This window comes from Nitrospira sp. CMX1 (assembly GCF_054902215.1).
The window spans coordinates 1-16,474 of sequence record NZ_JBUBKD010000066.1 but is presented as its reverse complement, the minus strand read 5'-3'; the positions used below and the strand labels follow the sequence as shown (position 1 = coordinate 16,474).

At 53.7% G+C, this 16,474-nt stretch carries 14 protein-coding genes; 4 read left to right on the top strand and 10 right to left on the bottom strand.

The window, feature by feature from the left end:
- Positions 1 to 82: 82 nt before the first annotated feature.
- Genes ACYX34_RS16590 through ACYX34_RS16570 form a run of 5 tightly spaced genes read right to left on the bottom strand, consistent with a single transcriptional unit; the run spans position 83 to position 7,372 of the window.
- The gene (locus ACYX34_RS16590; RefSeq protein ID WP_462077692.1) at positions 83 to 1,384 is read right to left on the bottom strand and encodes a diguanylate cyclase; all 1,302 of its coding nucleotides are present in this window, start codon (positions 1,382 to 1,384) and stop codon (positions 83 to 85) included.
- The gene (locus tag ACYX34_RS16585) at positions 1,368 to 2,633 is read right to left on the bottom strand and encodes an ATP-binding response regulator (RefSeq protein ID WP_462077691.1); all 1,266 of its coding nucleotides are present in this window, start codon (positions 2,631 to 2,633) and stop codon (positions 1,368 to 1,370) included. The genes ACYX34_RS16590 and ACYX34_RS16585 overlap by 17 nt, the downstream gene beginning before the upstream one ends.
- A 39-nt stretch (positions 2,634 to 2,672) precedes the next feature.
- A complete protein-coding gene (locus tag ACYX34_RS16580) occupies positions 2,673 to 4,556 on the bottom strand; it encodes a response regulator (RefSeq protein ID WP_462077690.1) in 1,884 nt (627 codons plus the stop codon).
- 39 nt (positions 4,557 to 4,595) lie between these two features.
- The gene (locus ACYX34_RS16575; RefSeq protein ID WP_462077689.1) at positions 4,596 to 5,471 is read right to left on the bottom strand and encodes a response regulator; all 876 of its coding nucleotides are present in this window, start codon (positions 5,469 to 5,471) and stop codon (positions 4,596 to 4,598) included.
- A complete protein-coding gene (locus ACYX34_RS16570; protein WP_462077688.1) occupies positions 5,468 to 7,372 on the bottom strand; it encodes a sensor histidine kinase in 1,905 nt (634 codons plus the stop codon). Before ACYX34_RS16570 ends, ACYX34_RS16575 begins: the two co-directional genes overlap by 4 nt.
- Before the next feature lie 576 nt (positions 7,373 to 7,948).
- Here ACYX34_RS16570 and lpxC point away from each other — a divergent pair.
- Positions 7,949 to 8,878 carry a UDP-3-O-acyl-N-acetylglucosamine deacetylase gene (lpxC, locus tag ACYX34_RS16565; protein WP_462077687.1) on the top strand — a complete coding sequence of 310 codons (930 nt, stop codon included), beginning with the start codon at positions 7,949 to 7,951 and terminating at the stop codon, positions 8,876 to 8,878.
- A gap of 223 nt (positions 8,879 to 9,101) precedes the next feature.
- Here lpxC and ACYX34_RS16560 read toward each other — a convergent pair whose 3' ends face one another.
- Positions 9,102 to 9,617: a winged helix-turn-helix domain-containing protein gene (locus ACYX34_RS16560; protein ID WP_462077686.1), complete on the bottom strand. Its 516-nt coding sequence runs from the start codon at positions 9,615 to 9,617 to the stop codon at positions 9,102 to 9,104.
- 126 nt (positions 9,618 to 9,743) lie between these two features.
- Between ACYX34_RS16560 and ACYX34_RS16555 the strand changes: the two genes are divergently transcribed.
- From ACYX34_RS16555 to ACYX34_RS16545, 3 genes are all read left to right on the top strand, one after another.
- Complete coding sequence (locus ACYX34_RS16555; RefSeq protein ID WP_462077685.1) at positions 9,744 to 10,634, top strand: inositol monophosphatase family protein; 891 nt, start codon at positions 9,744 to 9,746, stop codon at positions 10,632 to 10,634.
- A gap of 96 nt (positions 10,635 to 10,730) precedes the next feature.
- Complete coding sequence (locus tag ACYX34_RS16550) at positions 10,731 to 11,012, top strand: hypothetical protein (protein ID WP_462077684.1); 282 nt, start codon at positions 10,731 to 10,733, stop codon at positions 11,010 to 11,012.
- Positions 11,013 to 11,094: 82 nt separating this feature from the next.
- Positions 11,095 to 11,427 (top strand): arsenosugar biosynthesis-associated peroxidase-like protein, encoded by a 333-nt coding sequence (locus tag ACYX34_RS16545; protein ID WP_462077683.1) that lies wholly within the window; start codon positions 11,095 to 11,097, stop codon positions 11,425 to 11,427.
- A 15-nt stretch (positions 11,428 to 11,442) separates the two neighbouring features.
- Here ACYX34_RS16545 and ACYX34_RS16540 read toward each other — a convergent pair whose 3' ends face one another.
- From ACYX34_RS16540 to ACYX34_RS16525, 4 genes are all read right to left on the bottom strand, one after another.
- Complete coding sequence (locus ACYX34_RS16540; protein WP_462077682.1) at positions 11,443 to 13,293, bottom strand: RiPP maturation radical SAM C-methyltransferase; 1,851 nt, start codon at positions 13,291 to 13,293, stop codon at positions 11,443 to 11,445.
- Positions 13,294 to 13,334: 41 nt separating this feature from the next.
- Positions 13,335 to 13,685, bottom strand: a complete 351-nt coding sequence (locus ACYX34_RS16535) for a 4a-hydroxytetrahydrobiopterin dehydratase (RefSeq protein ID WP_462077681.1) — start codon at positions 13,683 to 13,685, stop codon at positions 13,335 to 13,337.
- Between the two features lie 134 nt (positions 13,686 to 13,819).
- Positions 13,820 to 15,553: an SUMF1/EgtB/PvdO family nonheme iron enzyme gene (locus ACYX34_RS16530; protein ID WP_462077680.1), complete on the bottom strand. Its 1,734-nt coding sequence runs from the start codon at positions 15,551 to 15,553 to the stop codon at positions 13,820 to 13,822.
- A gap of 85 nt (positions 15,554 to 15,638) precedes the next feature.
- The gene (locus ACYX34_RS16525; protein ID WP_462077679.1) at positions 15,639 to 16,271 is read right to left on the bottom strand and encodes a DUF1353 domain-containing protein; all 633 of its coding nucleotides are present in this window, start codon (positions 16,269 to 16,271) and stop codon (positions 15,639 to 15,641) included.
- Between the last annotated feature and the right edge of the window lie 203 nt (positions 16,272 to 16,474).

Here is a 16,474-nt window from a genome sequence, read left to right as displayed (position 1 = left end):
GCTCTACGGATCTCAATAAGGATATGAAAGAGACGCAGGCAACGATGTCCGCGCTATCGGTACAATTCTTCGGGTCTACTGCTTATCTGATGACGGCAGGAGTCGACTCGCGCGGGGTGACTCGACGGACCTGAAGGTCCAGCTGTTCAGAAGGAGTGAGCCCTGGGACCAGCACATCCATCGCCATGACGCAGTTGCGGCCGCTCTCTTTCGCGGCATACAGCGCCCGATCCGCTTGATCAACCAACACCAGTGGGGCTCGTGCTCCAAATGCGCTGGTTGATACGCCGACACTCACCGTCAGCGTCATACCGGACACCGTTCGCACACGGTTACCAGCTTCCGCGGCCACACGGATACGAAGACGTTCCGCCAAAACCGTCGCCTCATCCAATGTCGTCCGTGGGAACATCAGGCAGAACTCTTCCCCTCCATAACGTCCGACCATATCCGTCAACCGGACCCCTGACTGAAGGCAATCCGCAACGGCTTGGATCGCTTGATCCCCGACGGCATGCCCGAATTCGTCGTTCACGCGTTTAAAAAGATCGATGTCGACCATGAGACAGCAGAGCTCATTCCCTTGCTCGCACCCCACAGTAAACGCCTCCTCAAACCGGGCATAAAATGCGCGACGGTTGAGGCATCCTGTCAGCGAATCACGTGTAGCCAGACGCTCTAGCTCCCCGTTTTGCCGTAAGATTTCGGTCTGTGCGGCCTCCAGGCTCGCGACAGACCGCATCAGTGCGTCATTGAATTCCATGAGCTGTCGGTTTGCGTGTCGGAGCTCCGTGGTCCGCTCGTCAACAAGGTGTCTCAACTCGCTCACTCGTCCTGAAACTTTTTTTGCAAGGTCCCACTTCCAACACAATGCGGTAGCCAGCTGCAAAACCTCGACGCTGTTGAACGGCTTGTGGAGAATCAGCAGCTTATCAGTTCGCCCAATTCGGTCTCTGATCTCATCCCAAGGTTGGTCGGAATAGGCGGTACAAATCACGACTTGTAAGGCAGCATCAGCTCCCCAGAGACGCTCGATGGTCTCCAGCCCGTCCCACCCCGACGGCATCCGCATATCGACAAATGCCACCGCATAAGGGTTCCCCTCCCTGCCCGCCGCTTCAATCAAATCCAGCGCGACGACCCCTTGATCTGCACAATCGACTACGAACTGATCGCTGACACGAACCGACGTGGGCTCACCGAATAGAGTGGCCCGTGCCTGCTCCAGGCCCTCCAATCCCCTTTCCGGCTGTAGAATTTTCAGGAAGTCCTGATGGATCGAGACATTGTCGTCCACGACGAGAATACGCCGATTGATCTCCTCACTTGTCACTCGAAACTCCTCCGACAACTCTCCCAAAGATGCATTAACTCGCTTTTGCATACACCGACGTCGCGGCCGGCTTCCTGAGCTGCATCGTACACCAAAACGTCGACCCGCTTCCGAGGACACTCTCAACGCCCACCCTTCCGCCCATCATCTCTGCCAACTGCTTCACAATGGCCAACCCAAGCCCCGTGCCACCGTACTTGCGCGTGGTACTGCCGTCGGCCTGAGTGAACGGGGCAAAGAGCTTGCCGTGAACTTCAGGTTCTATACCAATCCCAGTATCTTGGACCTTCAGACACACCGCCGTTTGCCCGACAACATCATCGGTCACCACCACAGAAACAGTAATCTGGCCATGTACGGTAAATTTGATCGCGTTCCCGATGAGGTTCGTAAGGATTTGACGAATGCGTACCGGATCGCCGACATACATTTGACCAATGGATTCCGAGAGGGTCACAATCAACCGAAGTCCCTTGCTCTCTGCCGGCCCCGTAAAGAGTTCCTGCACCTCCGCTACCAACTGACGAAGGTCGAACAAGATGTGTTCAAGCTTCAGCTTTCCAGCTTCGATTTTTGAAATATCCAGAATGTCATTGATGATTTGGATGAGCGTCTGACCGGACTTCTGCAACGTTTGCACGTACCGCCGCTGCTTGTCATTCAGTGGTGTTTGCATCAAGAGTTCGCTCATACCCAGAATCCCGTTCATCGGCGTACGAATTTCATGGCTCATATTGGCCAGAAACTGAGACTTGGCGACATTGGCTGCCTCAGCAACCTCCAATCGTTGCTGTGCCTGGCGTGCCAAATTCCACTTGGCAGTCAAGGCAGTGGCCAATTGCGAGACTTCCACACTGGAAAATGGCTTTTGCAAAATCAGCAGGCGATCGTCATACCCCAATCGATGGATGATGTCTTCCCAGGAATGATCCGTGTACGCCGTACAGATGACCGTCTGAATCTCTGGGTCGACAGCCCAAACATGTTCGATCGTCTCCAACCCATCCCAGCCCAGGGGCATGCGCATGTCCACAAACGCCACGGCGTAGGGTCGATCTTCCTGACACGCCTTCTGAACCAAGGCTACTGCCGCTTGTCCCTGATCCGCGCAATCTAATTCGAAATCCATCAGCGGCTTCGGACGCGGACTATCACCAAACACTGCGATGCGCGCTTCATCCAAACGCTGCATCTCAGGCCCAGGCTGTAGAATCTTTCGAAAATCATCGTGGATCAGTACATTGTCATCGATGACCAAGAGTCGACGATTTTCTGAGCGATCCGTGATCTTCGTCGCCATAGTGTGACTCGATCAAGACGGGATGATCGATCCCGTTCCTTACGCCGCTAGTGATTCGGTGGTTGGCAACCACTGTCTCAGCGCCTTGCGAATCTCTTTCAGCCCCGCCGGCTTGGCGAGGAACCCATCCATGCCGGCAGCAAGGCAAGCCTCTTGATAACTGCTGACAGCGTAGCCGGACAGCGCGACAATCCGAACAGGGGTACCGTCCGGCCTGGCCAAGTTACGTCGGCGAATCTCTTTGCTGGCTGCTAATCCATCCATTTCCGGCATCTCACAATCCATGAGAACCAGATCGTATTGAACTCGCTCCATCGCTTCAATCGCCTCCCTGCCCGTACTGACCAGATCGACTGATTCGCCGCAGAGATTCAACATGTGCAAGAACACCTCTTGATTGGTTGCATTATCCTCCGCCAAGAGGATACGCGCGCGCGATCGAGGTTGGGAGAGAAAGCCGCCGGAATGCTTCGCAAGACTCGAACTGCATGTAACGGATGGGATGGGCTGCTCAGACGCTTGATTCTCCACTACAGCGGTATCCTGTGCGCTCTGCTTCTGAAGGCGAACCGTAAACCAGAATGTCGACCCTTGTCCTGGGATACTCGTGAGACCGATATCACCACCCATCAATCGGACGAGACGTTGCACGATGGCAAGTCCCAAACCCGTCCCCCCAAACCGCCTCGACATCGTCCCATCGGCCTGAGCAAATGGATCAAAGATCTTCTCCTGGGCATCGAGTGGAATTCCTATTCCTGTGTCGCATACCGTTATCTTGAACAACGCATCATCAAGGCGATCCTCAAGACATTCAACGTGCAGCAGTATGCTGCCTCGTTCCGTAAACTTCACCGCATTCCCTACTAAATTGGTCAGAATTTGCCTGAGGCGCACGGCATCCCCTCGCCATAGGGCAGGCAAGTCAGGGGCAAGGTGATACTCCAAGCTAAGCCCTTTTCTCCGTGATGGCTCAAGGAACAGGTCGACGACATCCTGTACCGTTGCGACCAAGTTGAGCGCTGCGATATTGAGTTCCATTTTGTTCTCCTCGATCTTCGACAGGTCGAGGATGTCGTTGATGATTTGACGCAGCTGCTCGCCGCTGTTGTGGACGGTCTGAACAAAATGCCGCTGCTGATCGTTCAAGGGGGTGAAGAGCAACAGCTCATTCATATCGAGCATCCCGTTCATGGGGGTTCGGATCTCATGGCTCATATGTGCTAAAAACTGAGACTTGGCCTGGTTGGCGTTGTCCGCAACTAGTTTTGCTTTTTTCAGCGCTTCCACGGTTTTCTGCAGTTCGCTATTGCGCTGTTGCAGCTCGACCGTCCGCTCGGCAACCTGCTGTTCGAGGCGCTGGTTGGTCGCAAGGAGTTCCCGATTACGGGCGTTGACCTGTGCCACAAGGTCGTCAATCTGTAACCTGACATCGCGCCCCAATTCCCACTTGCGCGTCAGTGCGGCGGCGATCTGCTGAACCTCGATCGCATCGAACGGTTTGCGCAAGATCAGCAACCGATCGCTCATGCCCAATCGTGCCGCAATTTCCGCCCACGAATGATCCGAATAGGCCGTGCAGATCACGACCTGAATCCGACCATCGACCTGCCAAAGTCGTTCAACCGTTTCCAAACCATCCCACCCCGTCGGCATCCGCATATCGACGAATGCCACGGCATACGGGCGCCCCTCCTGCCGAGCCATCTGCACCAATGCGAGAGCAGCCTGCCCTTGAGCCGCGTAGTCCAACTCGAAGCGATCCAGCGCCTCGACAAGCGGCACCTCACCAAACAAATCCGCGCGTGCCTGATTCAGACCTTCGTCTTCTGGTTGAACTTGAAGGATCCGGCGAAAGTCCTCGTGGATCTCCTGATTGTCGTCGACGATCAAGACACGAGTATTCTTACTGTGGTTACCCATATGATTGATTGCCTGCTCCCTATCGAGAGTCTCTCACCTTCAGGAGTGATCCGACGCGCCAGGCTCTTGTCTACGACTGGTCAAAAACTCATTCATATCCTTAAGCAAGGAGAGCAGGTCCTGTGCACAGTGTTCAAGGGTCGATGCATGCTGACGCTGAACAGGATTCAGCGGGCTATCGAGCAGCAGAGTCACCTTCGTAATCAATTCGTTCATCGGCGTCAGGATTTCGTGACTCACGATGGCGAGAAACTCTTCTTTCTGGCGAAGAGTTGCCCCAACTGGCTCCCGTGACTCACCGGAACTCGTACCGGTCATTCGGTTGGCAATTTGCTCCTGCAGTCGTTGATTCACAGTGCGTACATCCGTCGTTCGTCGGCTCACGTCTTGCGCCAGGCCCTCAATCTGTTGCTTCACCGCACGCGCCAGGTTCCACTTCTTGGTCAAGGCATTGGCCATCTGAACGACTTCGATACTACTGAACGGCTTCATCAAGATGAGTAACTTATCGGTATCGCCGATGCGACGACTGACATCTTCCCATGGGTGATCCGAATAGGCCGAACAGATCACTATCTGAATCTCAGGATCGACATACCAAAGATGCTCAATGGTCTCGAGCCCATCCCAGCCAGGGGGCATACGCATGTCCACAAAGGCCGCCGCATAGGGCGTCCCCCTCTGATGCGCCGTCTGGACCAAGCCAAATCCTTCTCGTCCTTGAGTCGCAAACTCCAAGTCATACGACAGCTGCGTCGGAATGGTCGGGGTCTCCCCAAACAGGGCCGCCCGTGCATGGTCCAGTGCTCCAGATTCTATCGGCGGGCACAGTATTTTCCTGAAGTCCTCGTGAATATTGACATTGTCGTCAATGACGAGAATCCGACGATTGAGGGCATCTTGGTCGAAGGTCATGCCGCAGCCTCGACAAGGACGAGCGGCAGGTCCAACGTGAATGTTGCACCCTGTCCTTCACCGGCACTCTGCGCCTGCAACGCGCCGCCCAGGTTCTTCGCGACAATGGCGGAACTATGCAACCCCAACCCATGACCAGCCTTTCGCGTGGTGAAGCCCTGTGCAAACAGCTTAGGAAGGTTTTCGGCCTTGATTCCCCCTCCGGTGTCGATCACTTCCAATCGCGCGAATGCGCTGCCGGTCGGCACACCAACCCGCAGGGTGAGGCGGCGCGTGCTCTCCGAGTGCTCGACCATGGCATTCTTGGCGTTGGTGATGAGGTTGACCAACACCTGCAGCACCTGGTGCCGATCCGTCATGATGGCAGGGATGGGACTATATTCCCGCACCACCTGCATGTGATACTTCTCCGGCTCGGGCATCGCCATCACCAACGCCTGTTCCATCATGTCTTCGACCGAGGCAGGCTCCCGAATACTCCCCGCACGTGCAATATCTTGCTGCGACATGATCACTTGCTTGATGTGATCGACTTTTTTCACCAGCGAGTCGAGTTCCTGTTGGATGGTCTGATGGCTTCCACTGAGCGATTCGGCGACCAACCCCAGGTAAGAGGGGATCTGCTTCCCCTTAGGATCAGCCGTTAAAAATGACTGCAGATTGTCCTGATGCTCGTTGAACATTGCCGCAATGCGGCAGACATCACCCACCATTGGCTTCTTGAGCGTCTTGAGCAAGGTATCCGTCGAAACGTTGATGCTGTTGAGCACATTCCCGACATTATGAAGCACGCTCGACGCCACGTCCGCCATACCCGCTTGTCGGGAGGCATTCATCAGTTGTTGGTACAGCTTTTCCTTTTCCGCTTCAGCTTTCTTGCGGTGATTCATCTCGAGGTGCAAATTAGTGTTGGTTACCTCGAGCTCCTGATTCTTTTGCAGAATCTGAACGCGGGACGCCTCCAATTCACTATTTGCCTCCTTGAGTTGCGAATTGGCCCGATCCAACTCCGTGACGTCGTGAAACGAGACCAACGCCCCTCTTACGGTTGTCCCCTCGTCTATAATCGGCACGGTATTCACGATAAACTTCCGCCCCCCCCCGTTCGACTGCGTCAACAGGAGTGGAATATTATCGTGAGGCTGTCGGTCCATGACCGCTCGGGTCCATGGATACACAGAAAGGACCTCCGCTGAATCAACAGGTTTCCAGGAGAGCGACCCAAGATTTGATCCGATCAACGCCTGCACCGATTTGCCAACCGCTTGACTGAATGCATCGTTGGTAAGCACGATGAGATCTCGGGTATCGATCATGACCACACCCTGTGTCAAAGCATCCAGTGCAGCCTTCACTCGGGATGGAACAATGCCGGAGGGATCCAGCTGACGCAGGGTGCGCTTCATGAAAACAAGATAGCCGATAAATCCCATTACACTGACGAAGGCGAGGAAGCGCATCCATGGATCATGCAGAAAGCGCTCTACCGTTGACACATCCGACTTGCGGAATGCGACTTGGAGCACCCCCCATTGCTGATCTCCAGCAAAGATCGGGACTTGGAGAAACTCCAGTGATGATGCATCCCCAGAGGGCTGCACCCAACTGTGGGTATGGTCACCAATCTGCGCAAGAACCTCCCCCCCCTTAAGAATCAGCGCCAACGAACGGATCTCAGAATTCCGTTGAATCAAGCGCTCCATCGACAATTTGATGGTCTCAACTTGATCATGCTCCGCCAGGGCAGAGTATTGAACCGCTAAGGCCTCAGCCACGTCACGACGATATTCAAAGTCCTGACGATCATGGTTGGGGACAAGATCAACCAACGCATCGCCGGCCAGCATGATACTGAGCGTGAGACTCATGAGACCGAAACTGATCCAGACTAAGGGACTCACATTCATAGTGGCTTACCCGTTAGGCGATTTTCCGATTCTTATTCGGTTTGTTGCCTGAAGAAGTTAAGGCCAGATCCCTACCCAGCACATGCTGCCTTAGCATTCTCCGATTGAGCCTGACCAGAGCCTACGTTGATTGATTCCCCGATGAGCGTACCCCACCCTCCTCAACTGTCATCTGTTTTTTCCTTTTTGGGCACCGGTCGAATTGGGTAGATTGATTGAGAGCCTGAATATCTTGCAGAGGAAAGACTGACGTCAGCCTTGAGATGGAAAACCTCTCTCCTCCCATCTAATCAGCTTATCCTTCATGCGGTCTCTGCTTGGGTCATCAGCTCCCGTGACAGGGACTTGATAACCCTTTGTCCATTCATTGACAAAATTCACGTTTGTCTACACTGCAAGGTTTGTGAAATACACAGATGTGCCTTTTTTGATACAGGGTGACATTTTATTGATTTAACACTTTACATTTAAAATCATGCTGTTATGTTAATTGAATTATGGCACTTTAATTGCTTGTATCTTTTTGGGCGAATGGTGCCTTGGGAATGAGATTCTAACGAGGGAGGGCTTGTGCGGAATCAACAAACCTTAGCATCAACGGTCACTTGTTCCGGCGTAGGGCTCCACTCAGGTCAATCGGCGTCAATCACGCTGCGGCCTGCACCGCCAGACACCGGTATCGTTTTCGTTAACCGCAGCTCCGACGTTGATGCGTATCTACCTGTTTCCATCGAGCATAAAATCCCAACGGAACTATGCACCGCCATCAAAGGGAATGGATTTCAAGTCCAAACCATTGAGCATTTACTGGCGGCTCTGTCCGGCATGGATATCGATAACGCCTTCATCGAGGTGACGGCCACTGAAGTGCCGGTCATGGATGGAAGCGCTGCGCCTTTCGTCAGACTCATCCAGTCTGCCGGCGTGGTGTCGCAAGACCGAAAACAGCCGTTTCTCAAAATCATGGCGCCGATTGAAATCACTGACGGGTCGAAGAGAGTGAGAATTGAGCCCTCGCCTACCCCGCGCATCACCTATTCGATTCACTACGAGCATCCACTGATCAAGACGCAGACGTATGACTACGATTGCTCGGTTGGCACGTTCGAAAATGAGATTGCAGAGGCCCGGACATTTGGGTTCCTCCAAGAGGTTCAAGCCTTATGGGCTCGCGGACTCGGAAAAGGCGGGACACTCGACAATACCGTCGTTCTTTCCGGCGATGGCATCGTCAATCAATCTGGGCTTCGGTTTGATGACGAGTTTGTCCGGCACAAGATCCTGGATCTGATTGGTGATTTTTCCCTCTTAGGGATGCCCTTCATTGGACACATTGTCGCAGATCGGTCAGGGCATGCACTCCATACCAGGCTCGTCCAGCAAGTCCTGGCCCAGCCAGACAAATGGATGTTGCTGAACACCGATTCTTCTGAGGTGGAAGTGCATTCAACCCCGTACAGCACTCCACTCCAACCAGCCGTGGCGCTTCAGGCTTCCTAACGCACAGACTTCTTCATGTGTCTAACGAGTTGCAATCTTTCAGGTAGGACCCACGCAGGATAATCAGAGCCAGCGCAGGATGGTACGCCGGGGGTGAGGAACCCCACCCCCGGCGTATCACATCACAATGGGGTTTACTTCTTCTTCTTCTTTGCTGCCTTCTTCGTTGCCAAGAGCCTCACCCCCCTTCGCATTGTCAAGTTTGGCCCGTGAACACCAACCACTAGACGGCTTGAATCAACATATCGTCTAACGCTTCGAACGTATTAGGACCGACTTTTCTGAAACGTTTGTCGCGCTTGAGCGAGGTGGCAATCGACGTCAGCGGCGTTTTTCCTTTAATCTGTAACCCACCTTCGATTAGCCGCTGAACGAGCTCCTTTGCGTGCATGGATCGATTTGACTCACGAAGTATTTCGTAGGCAGCCTGAGGCACACTCTTTCCCACGTACTTACTCCGCCCAAGGAGAATTTCCCGAGATTGATCGGTTACATCCATAACCGGAACCGGTCGAATCCCCTTGGCGTCATCTGTGGTAATAATTTGATTCGAAAGACTGGCAAGCTTGGCCTTATCTGCCTCGACTCGATAGAGAGTTTCTGCAAGCTCGAGATATTTCTTGATAGTAGCAATCTCGTCATCAAGCCGGCGACGCTTCTTCTCAAGTTCCTGATACCGACTCTTATAGGCGCTGATCCGCTGTTCCAGACCAACGAGAATGTCTGTTAACTCCTCCACAATCTCCTCACATAAAGCATGCTTGCTTTATATCATTGCTTAGAAACCTTGTCAAGACTCAGTATTTGAATAATACATTGTCTATTCAGTTGTGTCTCTTGCAAGCAAGTAATCCTTGAATGATCGATGATCATAAGGCTTGTTTTGACAAGAGTAGCAGGAATTTTGCTGGAGGCAAGTCTGGTCGTGTTACAATCGGGCGTGCCAAGTCCTTGCAAATCACACTCACACGACACCCTTCTCCAGGCTGCAGTCGAAGCTGGTCAAGCGGCTGGGGCCCTGTTACTGCGATATGCAGAAACCGGCTTTCGAATTGAATACAAGAACCCCATCAATCTGGTCACCGACGCGGATCGTGCCGCTGAACAGTGCGTTGTCGACCATCTAAGGAGTCGCTTTCCCGACCATCAATTCCTGGCCGAAGAGCAAGGTCGCTACGAGGACGGCTCCTCTCCCTATCGATGGATCATCGATCCACTCGATGGAACCACTAATTTTGCGCACAGCTATCCAGCCTATTGTGTTTCCATCGGTCTCGAATACGATGGGCGGTGCATCCTCGGTGTCGTCTTCGATCCTTCACGGAATGAATTGTTCACGGCCATCGAGCATCATGGGGCATACGTAAACGATCGACCTCTCCATGTATCCGAGACAAAGACACTCGACAGCAGTCTTCTAGTCACCGGCTTTGCCTATGACATCCGAGAAACAAAACGGAACAATCTCGATCATTTCGCAAAATTTGCCCTGAAGGCCCAGGGGCTCAGACGAACAGGGTCGGCTGCGTTGGACCTGTGTTATGTGGCGGCTGGACGCTTTGACGGATTCTGGGAAGTGCGGCTCAATCCGTGGGATATGGCAGCCGGCTCAGTCATCGCACGTGAGGCTGGTGGGCACTTGACCGACTTTGAGGGAAAAGACCTCTCCATCTATGGACAGGAACTCGTGGCCAGCAATGGGCGGATCCACGAAGCAATGCTTGCCGTCTTGAATCAAGCTCCCTCCCAAACATGAAGCTACGAGAAACCTACACCGCTTGTCCATAACGCGGATATACAATCCGACAGAAGATGCGGTATGCTACTCGGACAATTATCGACAAGGGATCTTATGGCACGCGCCGTTCCTCCGTCTGAACAACCGAACACACCAGCATCCAGTGACGCTCCGAGCGACCAGAGCTGGGAGGTGGAGTTACTCCGTGTGCTCGTCAGTCGCAAGGGTACACAGGTTGAAGCCCAATGGGCCATCCATCCGCAGTTGAAGCAGGACCTGCTGCCCACGGAATGGCAAGAAGTGGTGGATCTCATGGCCAAAGCGACCGACATCGTCGGTGAGCGATTCTCCAAATCCCTGGCTCAAATCGATCCGATTCCTCCTGGCAATGCCTGAGTACTTCCCTACCCATAACCCATAGCGTTTCGATCCAACTTCTACCACTCCGTACCAACCACGATTGAGGAGGGAGCTTTCTATGGATTCGTATTATCACTCGCATGATTTGGGAAAGTTTGCAGAGATCGGCAAAGGCAACAAAGCTTTATGGGAGAAGTTCAAGAGCTATTACGACGCCGTATTTACTGAAGGCGCCCTAACCGAACGGGAGAAAGCCCTCATTGCCCTGGCCGTTGCCCACGCCGTGCAATGCCCCTACTGCATCGATGCCTATACACAGGCATCATTGGAGAAGGGATCAAACGTGGAAGAGATGACCGAAGCCGTCCATGTGGCCTGCGCCATCCGCGGCGGAGCCTCACTCGTCCACGGCGTGCAGATGCGGAACGCAGCAGAGAAGTTGTCGATGTAACCAGAGTTGAGAAAATCAAAGGTACGGATTTTCTGGAATTGCCAGCGTGAAGTACTTGCCACGTTCTTCGTAGAGGACTCGTGCTGCCGTAAGTTCGCTCAAGGTGGCAGTAAGCTGTTCATGGCCTGCATCGACTCGGCCCGCCACTGCCGTTCTGACTTGTTCCACACTCTTGGCTGCCTCATTGCAGATCTCGATCACCATCGCCGCTAAACCTTCATATCGTCGACGAGTGGGCTGCTTTGAATTGCGTCCATCGTAGATGGTTATGTAGGTCGGTGCCTTGGAGTAGTAGAAGAACGGCTTGTCGTCAGACGTATGCATCCGCTGCCAACTTTCGATCGTGGCGACCAATGCCTGATATCGATGTGGATCAACCAGCCAATTATCGAGTTCATACTCAAAATCGTAGGCGATTTCTTTCAAATCAACCTGCCGCGCATCATACACATATTCGTAAGCCACCCCAGGCCCAGTAATGCGGACACCATACTCGTGCGGTCTGGTGAAGTAGGGGCTGAAGCGCTGCAGCCAGAACTTGCCGGTCGCCTCTGGTGGTTGGAGGTGGAGCAGAGACGGAATTAGGTCGAGCTGGCGCTGATAATCTTCGTTCGTCTCACCCGGAAACCCCAGCAAGATATTCCACAGCACCGTCACATGATAGTACTGGCTCCACTTGAGGCAGACGATATTCTGCATCGGTGTGGCGCCCTTGTCCATCGCACGCAGTTGGTTGAGACTGAGACTTTCCAGACCCGGTTGCATGCACTTCACACCACCCGCAGCCAAGGTCTTGATCTGGCGCTTCTGCAGATTACTCTTGGTTTCAATAAAGACATCCAGATCACAATGATCTTCTGCCAGCCTGCCGAATAGATTCTCGATGTACCCCATGTCGATAATGTTATCGACCAACCGAAAGCGGACAGCATCGTACCGCTGCGAGAGCTCGGCGATCTCTGTTAAGACCTGCGCTGGCTTCTTCGCACGGAACTGCATGCTCTGCGCATTGAGTCCACAAAACGTGCAGTGATGCTTCTCACCCCACCAACAGCCTCGTGAGCCTTCATACAGGAGAATACGATCCAACCCCTGCGCCGTCTGACCGAGTTCGGCAAGCAGGTGGTAGTAATCGTCGTAATCAGGTGGGCCAGTCTTCGCGAAATCCGAAAAGAGCGCCGGATTCGGCGTGAACCGGGTTTGGCCATCCTGTCGATATGCCACACCATCAGGAATGTGGTCCGTGCGGCCGTCCAGAATCTGTCGGACAAACGGGAGAAAGGTCTGCTCACCCTCCCCGATCACCACGTAATCGATAAAGGGAAAGGCTCGCAAATGTTCAAGTCCCATTTCTCCATCGAAGTTCGCACCACCGAACACAATCGCGACCTCCGGATAGAGATCCTTGATCAACTTCGCCATGGTCAGGCTCGCGACGTTTTGATCAAACGTCGAGGTAAACCCAACTAGCTTGTACTGCCCCCAATCGATTGACCGTAGCGCCCACGTCAAAAATTGCGGCGCGATGCGTGTCGCCATCTCCTCGAAATAGCCGATCGGCTTCCCGCTCTCTTGAGCGGCCTGCTCAAAGACCGGCTTGAAGATCTGCGGATACTCTGCTCGGTTTGGATTCTCCCTAAAGAGTAAGTAAGAGAACAGCCACTCACCAAAGAGCGCTCGCTTCTCGCAGATGGACTCATGCAACTCTACGCCGATCAGGTGAGCAAACCGGACGTTTAAGTGGTGACAGTCGACAGGAATGCCGTTGGCTTTCAGCAGCGCGGAGAGCGTACCGAGTTGAATGGAGGGATACTTGGCATAGCTGAACGGCATATTGACGAGCGCGATTTGTGTTCCTTCGCTCATCTACTGCCTCGTAAGCTCATGGCTGGGAACAATGCTACAGGCTACTCGGCAGCGGATCGGAACGGCTCGAATTCTCGGTCCGCCTTGGCCGCCAGATAAAAGTCGCTCTCGGTCAAGCCGTTGATCTTGTGTGTCCAGATTTCGACCTTGCACTTACCCCAGGCGAGATAGAGATCCGGATGATGGCCTTCCGCCTCGGCAATGGCACCAACCTTGTTTACATAGGCCAACGCCTGAGCAAAATCCTTGAATGTGTAGAGCCGCTCAAGGTGGCCTTGTTCGTTCAACGCCCACCCGCGACCGAGTTCTTTCAGCAATGCCTGCGCCCGATCATTCGGTACCGGCGGCACCCCGCCACGGCAAGGGATACATTTATTATCGGCAAGACTCATAATTCCTCCCTACAAACAGAATCACCGTCACATTCTAAAGGGGCGTTGTGCGCAAGGGCAAGGTGGACCAATCGACCCTGTGTGATAAAAATCTATAAATCGGGAGAAAAGGGAACAGGGTCAAAGCGAAAAGGTTAGTTCGGAATGTCCTGGGCACAACGGAACCCAATATCGTCGGTCCGTTGCGTCGGAAGGTACCTGTTCCGGAATGCGGAGCGTACGCCGACCGGTTCATCGGTCCAGGAGCCACCGCGGACCACGCGCTTTTCACCACTTGAAGGCCCTGTGGGATTGCGCTCCGGGCTCTTGGCGTAATAGGTGTCGCCATACCAGTCCGCTGTCCACTCTGCGACATTCCCACTCATGTCATGCAGCCCCCAGGGATTGGCCTCATAGCTACCGACAGGGGCCGTCCGAACCGCGCCGTCAGTATATCCCGACATAATCACGTTCAAGAGATGCTTCGCCGACTCGTCGGCGATATTCTCGACACGCCGCGATTCTGGATTCCCAGGCCCCCACCAATACTTCGTCGTGGTGCCGGCGCGGAGGGCATATTCAAACTCCGCCTCGGTCGGGAGCCGTTGCCCCGCCCATCGACAGTATGCCTCTGCGTCGTCCCATGACACCACCACCACTGGATGCTCCGCCCGGTTCGATTCAAAGATGGTTGCGCCGGCCTCCGGCTTCCGCCAACTGGTGCCTTTCACGTCTTCCCATCCTTTGCTCTCCACGAACGCCCATGCGCTGCCTTTCTGCTCCGCCGTGGTTCGGTAGCCGGTTTGCTGAACGAATTGTTGGAAAAGCCGGTTGGTCACCTCGTGTTTATCCATATAGAACGCGTCGATTCGGACCTTGTGTTGAGGAAGTTCAGATTTATACCAGCTCTCGCAGGTCTGCTGATCTTTCTGCAGCTCCTTAACGCAGGCGCGGATCGCTTGATCCACTTCGTCTTTGGTGCTGCCCATCAGAAAGCTTCCAGCCGGAATGAGCACCATCGGCACACCATCCTTGCCGGTGATTGCGCTCGTCAGGGCAGGATGAACAGTCGCTGTGAAGCTTTCGTTAACTCCCGCAGTTCCTTTATTGGCCTTCGCCGCACAGCCAGGAAGGCAAAACCGCCCAATAATTCCATCATAGAGCGTTGGCCGTTGCTTACGTCCTACGCTTTGGGCAAGTTCCCAAACTTGATCCTTCAGTTGGGTGCCCAATTCTTGAATGCTCAGATCTGTCCGCCCCATGAGTGGGAGTAGCGTTCGTGTAAACACGGAGTATTGGGCCTTATCGACAGATGAAAGGCGATCGAGCGCAGTCTGGTTGTTTGCAGCAGCATACATGACAAAAATTCCATCGGATTCCGGCACATTCGCAAGGCCCTTAGGAGTCGATGCGCTCTTTGTATAGCCTGGAGGGATGAGCGGGTTATCCCGGCACGCATCTAAAATAACAACTGAACTCTTGGGGTGGGGCCGGTCGCCAGTAGACAGGTCGGCCAACAGCTCATTCAGACTGATCGCTTCCCGTTTGAGTTGTTCCTGCCGACCATACTCAATGTACGGAATATCCCGTGGCAATAGATAGTTTTGGCCGTCTATCTGGACGCCGTGTCCGGAGAAGAACAGGACGAACGTGTCGTCTCTGGTGAGGGCATCGAGGATATTTTGCCACTTCTCATTGAAGGCTGGGCGAGTAAGATTTGGCACCTTCGTCACCTGAAATCCGATCTCCGTCAGCTTGGCTGAAACACCCTCCGCATCATTCACTGCATTCTTGAGCTGTTTGTCAGCCGCAAGATTGTCATACTTGCTAATCCCTACGACAAAGGCGACTCGCTTGCCTTCTGCCGCCCCCAATAACGGTGCCGACATAACAAGAAATGCCAGTAGAGAGACCGCGTGGACCCACATTTTATACCCAGTGGAAGTTCTCAGTGTATGTCGCATTTCCCTGCACTTACGGGCCGAACACCTCGGGACGCTGTTTCCAGTCTTCCCATGTGATCCGAGGATCCTGAGGGAATCGAGTGAGAATGCGCTGTTCCCCTTGCGCCTTTTTCTCAGCATTGCCATTCCAGGCCGTCTTCCCAGCTACACGAACTGCGGTATAGATCGCACCGACCGTCACCGTTCCAACCTTAAAATCTTCCATCGCTATCTTAAGAATGTCGTCGGCTTCGTCCCGTGATCGTGTCTGGGTCCAATAGAGATAATCATGGACCACTGCCGCATAGGCATATTCCCCATCAGGACGCAGAGCCGAAAAAAATATCCGTGGGATGCTGGCCAAATCGGTCACGAACCCCTTAGGGACGGTCACCGCTTTATAGCGCTCTTGCCCGGGATTGGGTGTCCACGAAATCGGGGCAGTGAGAAAGTACATCGGTTCCCGGAATCTGGATATCTTGAGCATTCCGCTGACTGCCTTCTCATTACTCATCCATTCGGTCATCCAGTCCTCCATGGACATCTCAGTGGCAGGCAGGCCTGGCTCCTGGGCATAGCTAGCTCGCGAAAGCACATCTACCCCACTGAGAAGAGAGCTGCTCACCCCTATAGCCCACTTAAGTGCGTTACGTCGTGTCAGCATGATTGCAGATCCTCGTGATGGATGATCAGATGAAGCTCATGCGAAAGATGGGTTCCAGACTCACCTCGAACCTCAACTCTCATCACTGCGCACTCAGCATGCCAATACCAAAATATCCGACCTGTTCAAGGGTCTGACGAGACATAAATTAGTTGTTGCATCTCACTAGTCGTCACTCTTTGAGAATTGGGCGCAACTCACCC

Bases quoted from the DNA above. Each gene is read 5' to 3' on its own strand.
- ACYX34_RS16590 (WP_462077692.1), bottom strand. From the start codon at position 1,384: ATGCAAAAGCGAGTTAATGCATCTTTGGGAGAGTTGTCGGAGGAGTTT.
- ACYX34_RS16585 (WP_462077691.1), bottom strand. From the start codon at position 2,633: ATGGCGACGAAGATCACGGATCGCTCAGAAAATCGTCGACTCTTGGTC.
- ACYX34_RS16580 (WP_462077690.1), bottom strand. From the start codon at position 4,556: ATGGGTAACCACAGTAAGAATACTCGTGTCTTGATCGTCGACGACAAT.
- ACYX34_RS16575 (WP_462077689.1), bottom strand. From the start codon at position 5,471: ATGACCTTCGACCAAGATGCCCTCAATCGTCGGATTCTCGTCATTGAC.
- ACYX34_RS16555 (WP_462077685.1), top strand. From the start codon at position 9,744: ATGATCATAAGGCTTGTTTTGACAAGAGTAGCAGGAATTTTGCTGGAG.
- ACYX34_RS16550 (WP_462077684.1), top strand. From the start codon at position 10,731: ATGGCACGCGCCGTTCCTCCGTCTGAACAACCGAACACACCAGCATCC.
- ACYX34_RS16545 (WP_462077683.1), top strand. From the start codon at position 11,095: ATGGATTCGTATTATCACTCGCATGATTTGGGAAAGTTTGCAGAGATC.
- ACYX34_RS16540 (WP_462077682.1), bottom strand. From the start codon at position 13,293: ATGAGCGAAGGAACACAAATCGCGCTCGTCAATATGCCGTTCAGCTAT.
- ACYX34_RS16535 (WP_462077681.1), bottom strand. From the start codon at position 13,685: ATGAGTCTTGCCGATAATAAATGTATCCCTTGCCGTGGCGGGGTGCCG.
- ACYX34_RS16530 (WP_462077680.1), bottom strand. From the start codon at position 15,553: ATGTCGGCACCGTTATTGGGGGCGGCAGAAGGCAAGCGAGTCGCCTTT.
- ACYX34_RS16525 (WP_462077679.1), bottom strand. From the start codon at position 16,271: ATGCTGACACGACGTAACGCACTTAAGTGGGCTATAGGGGTGAGCAGC.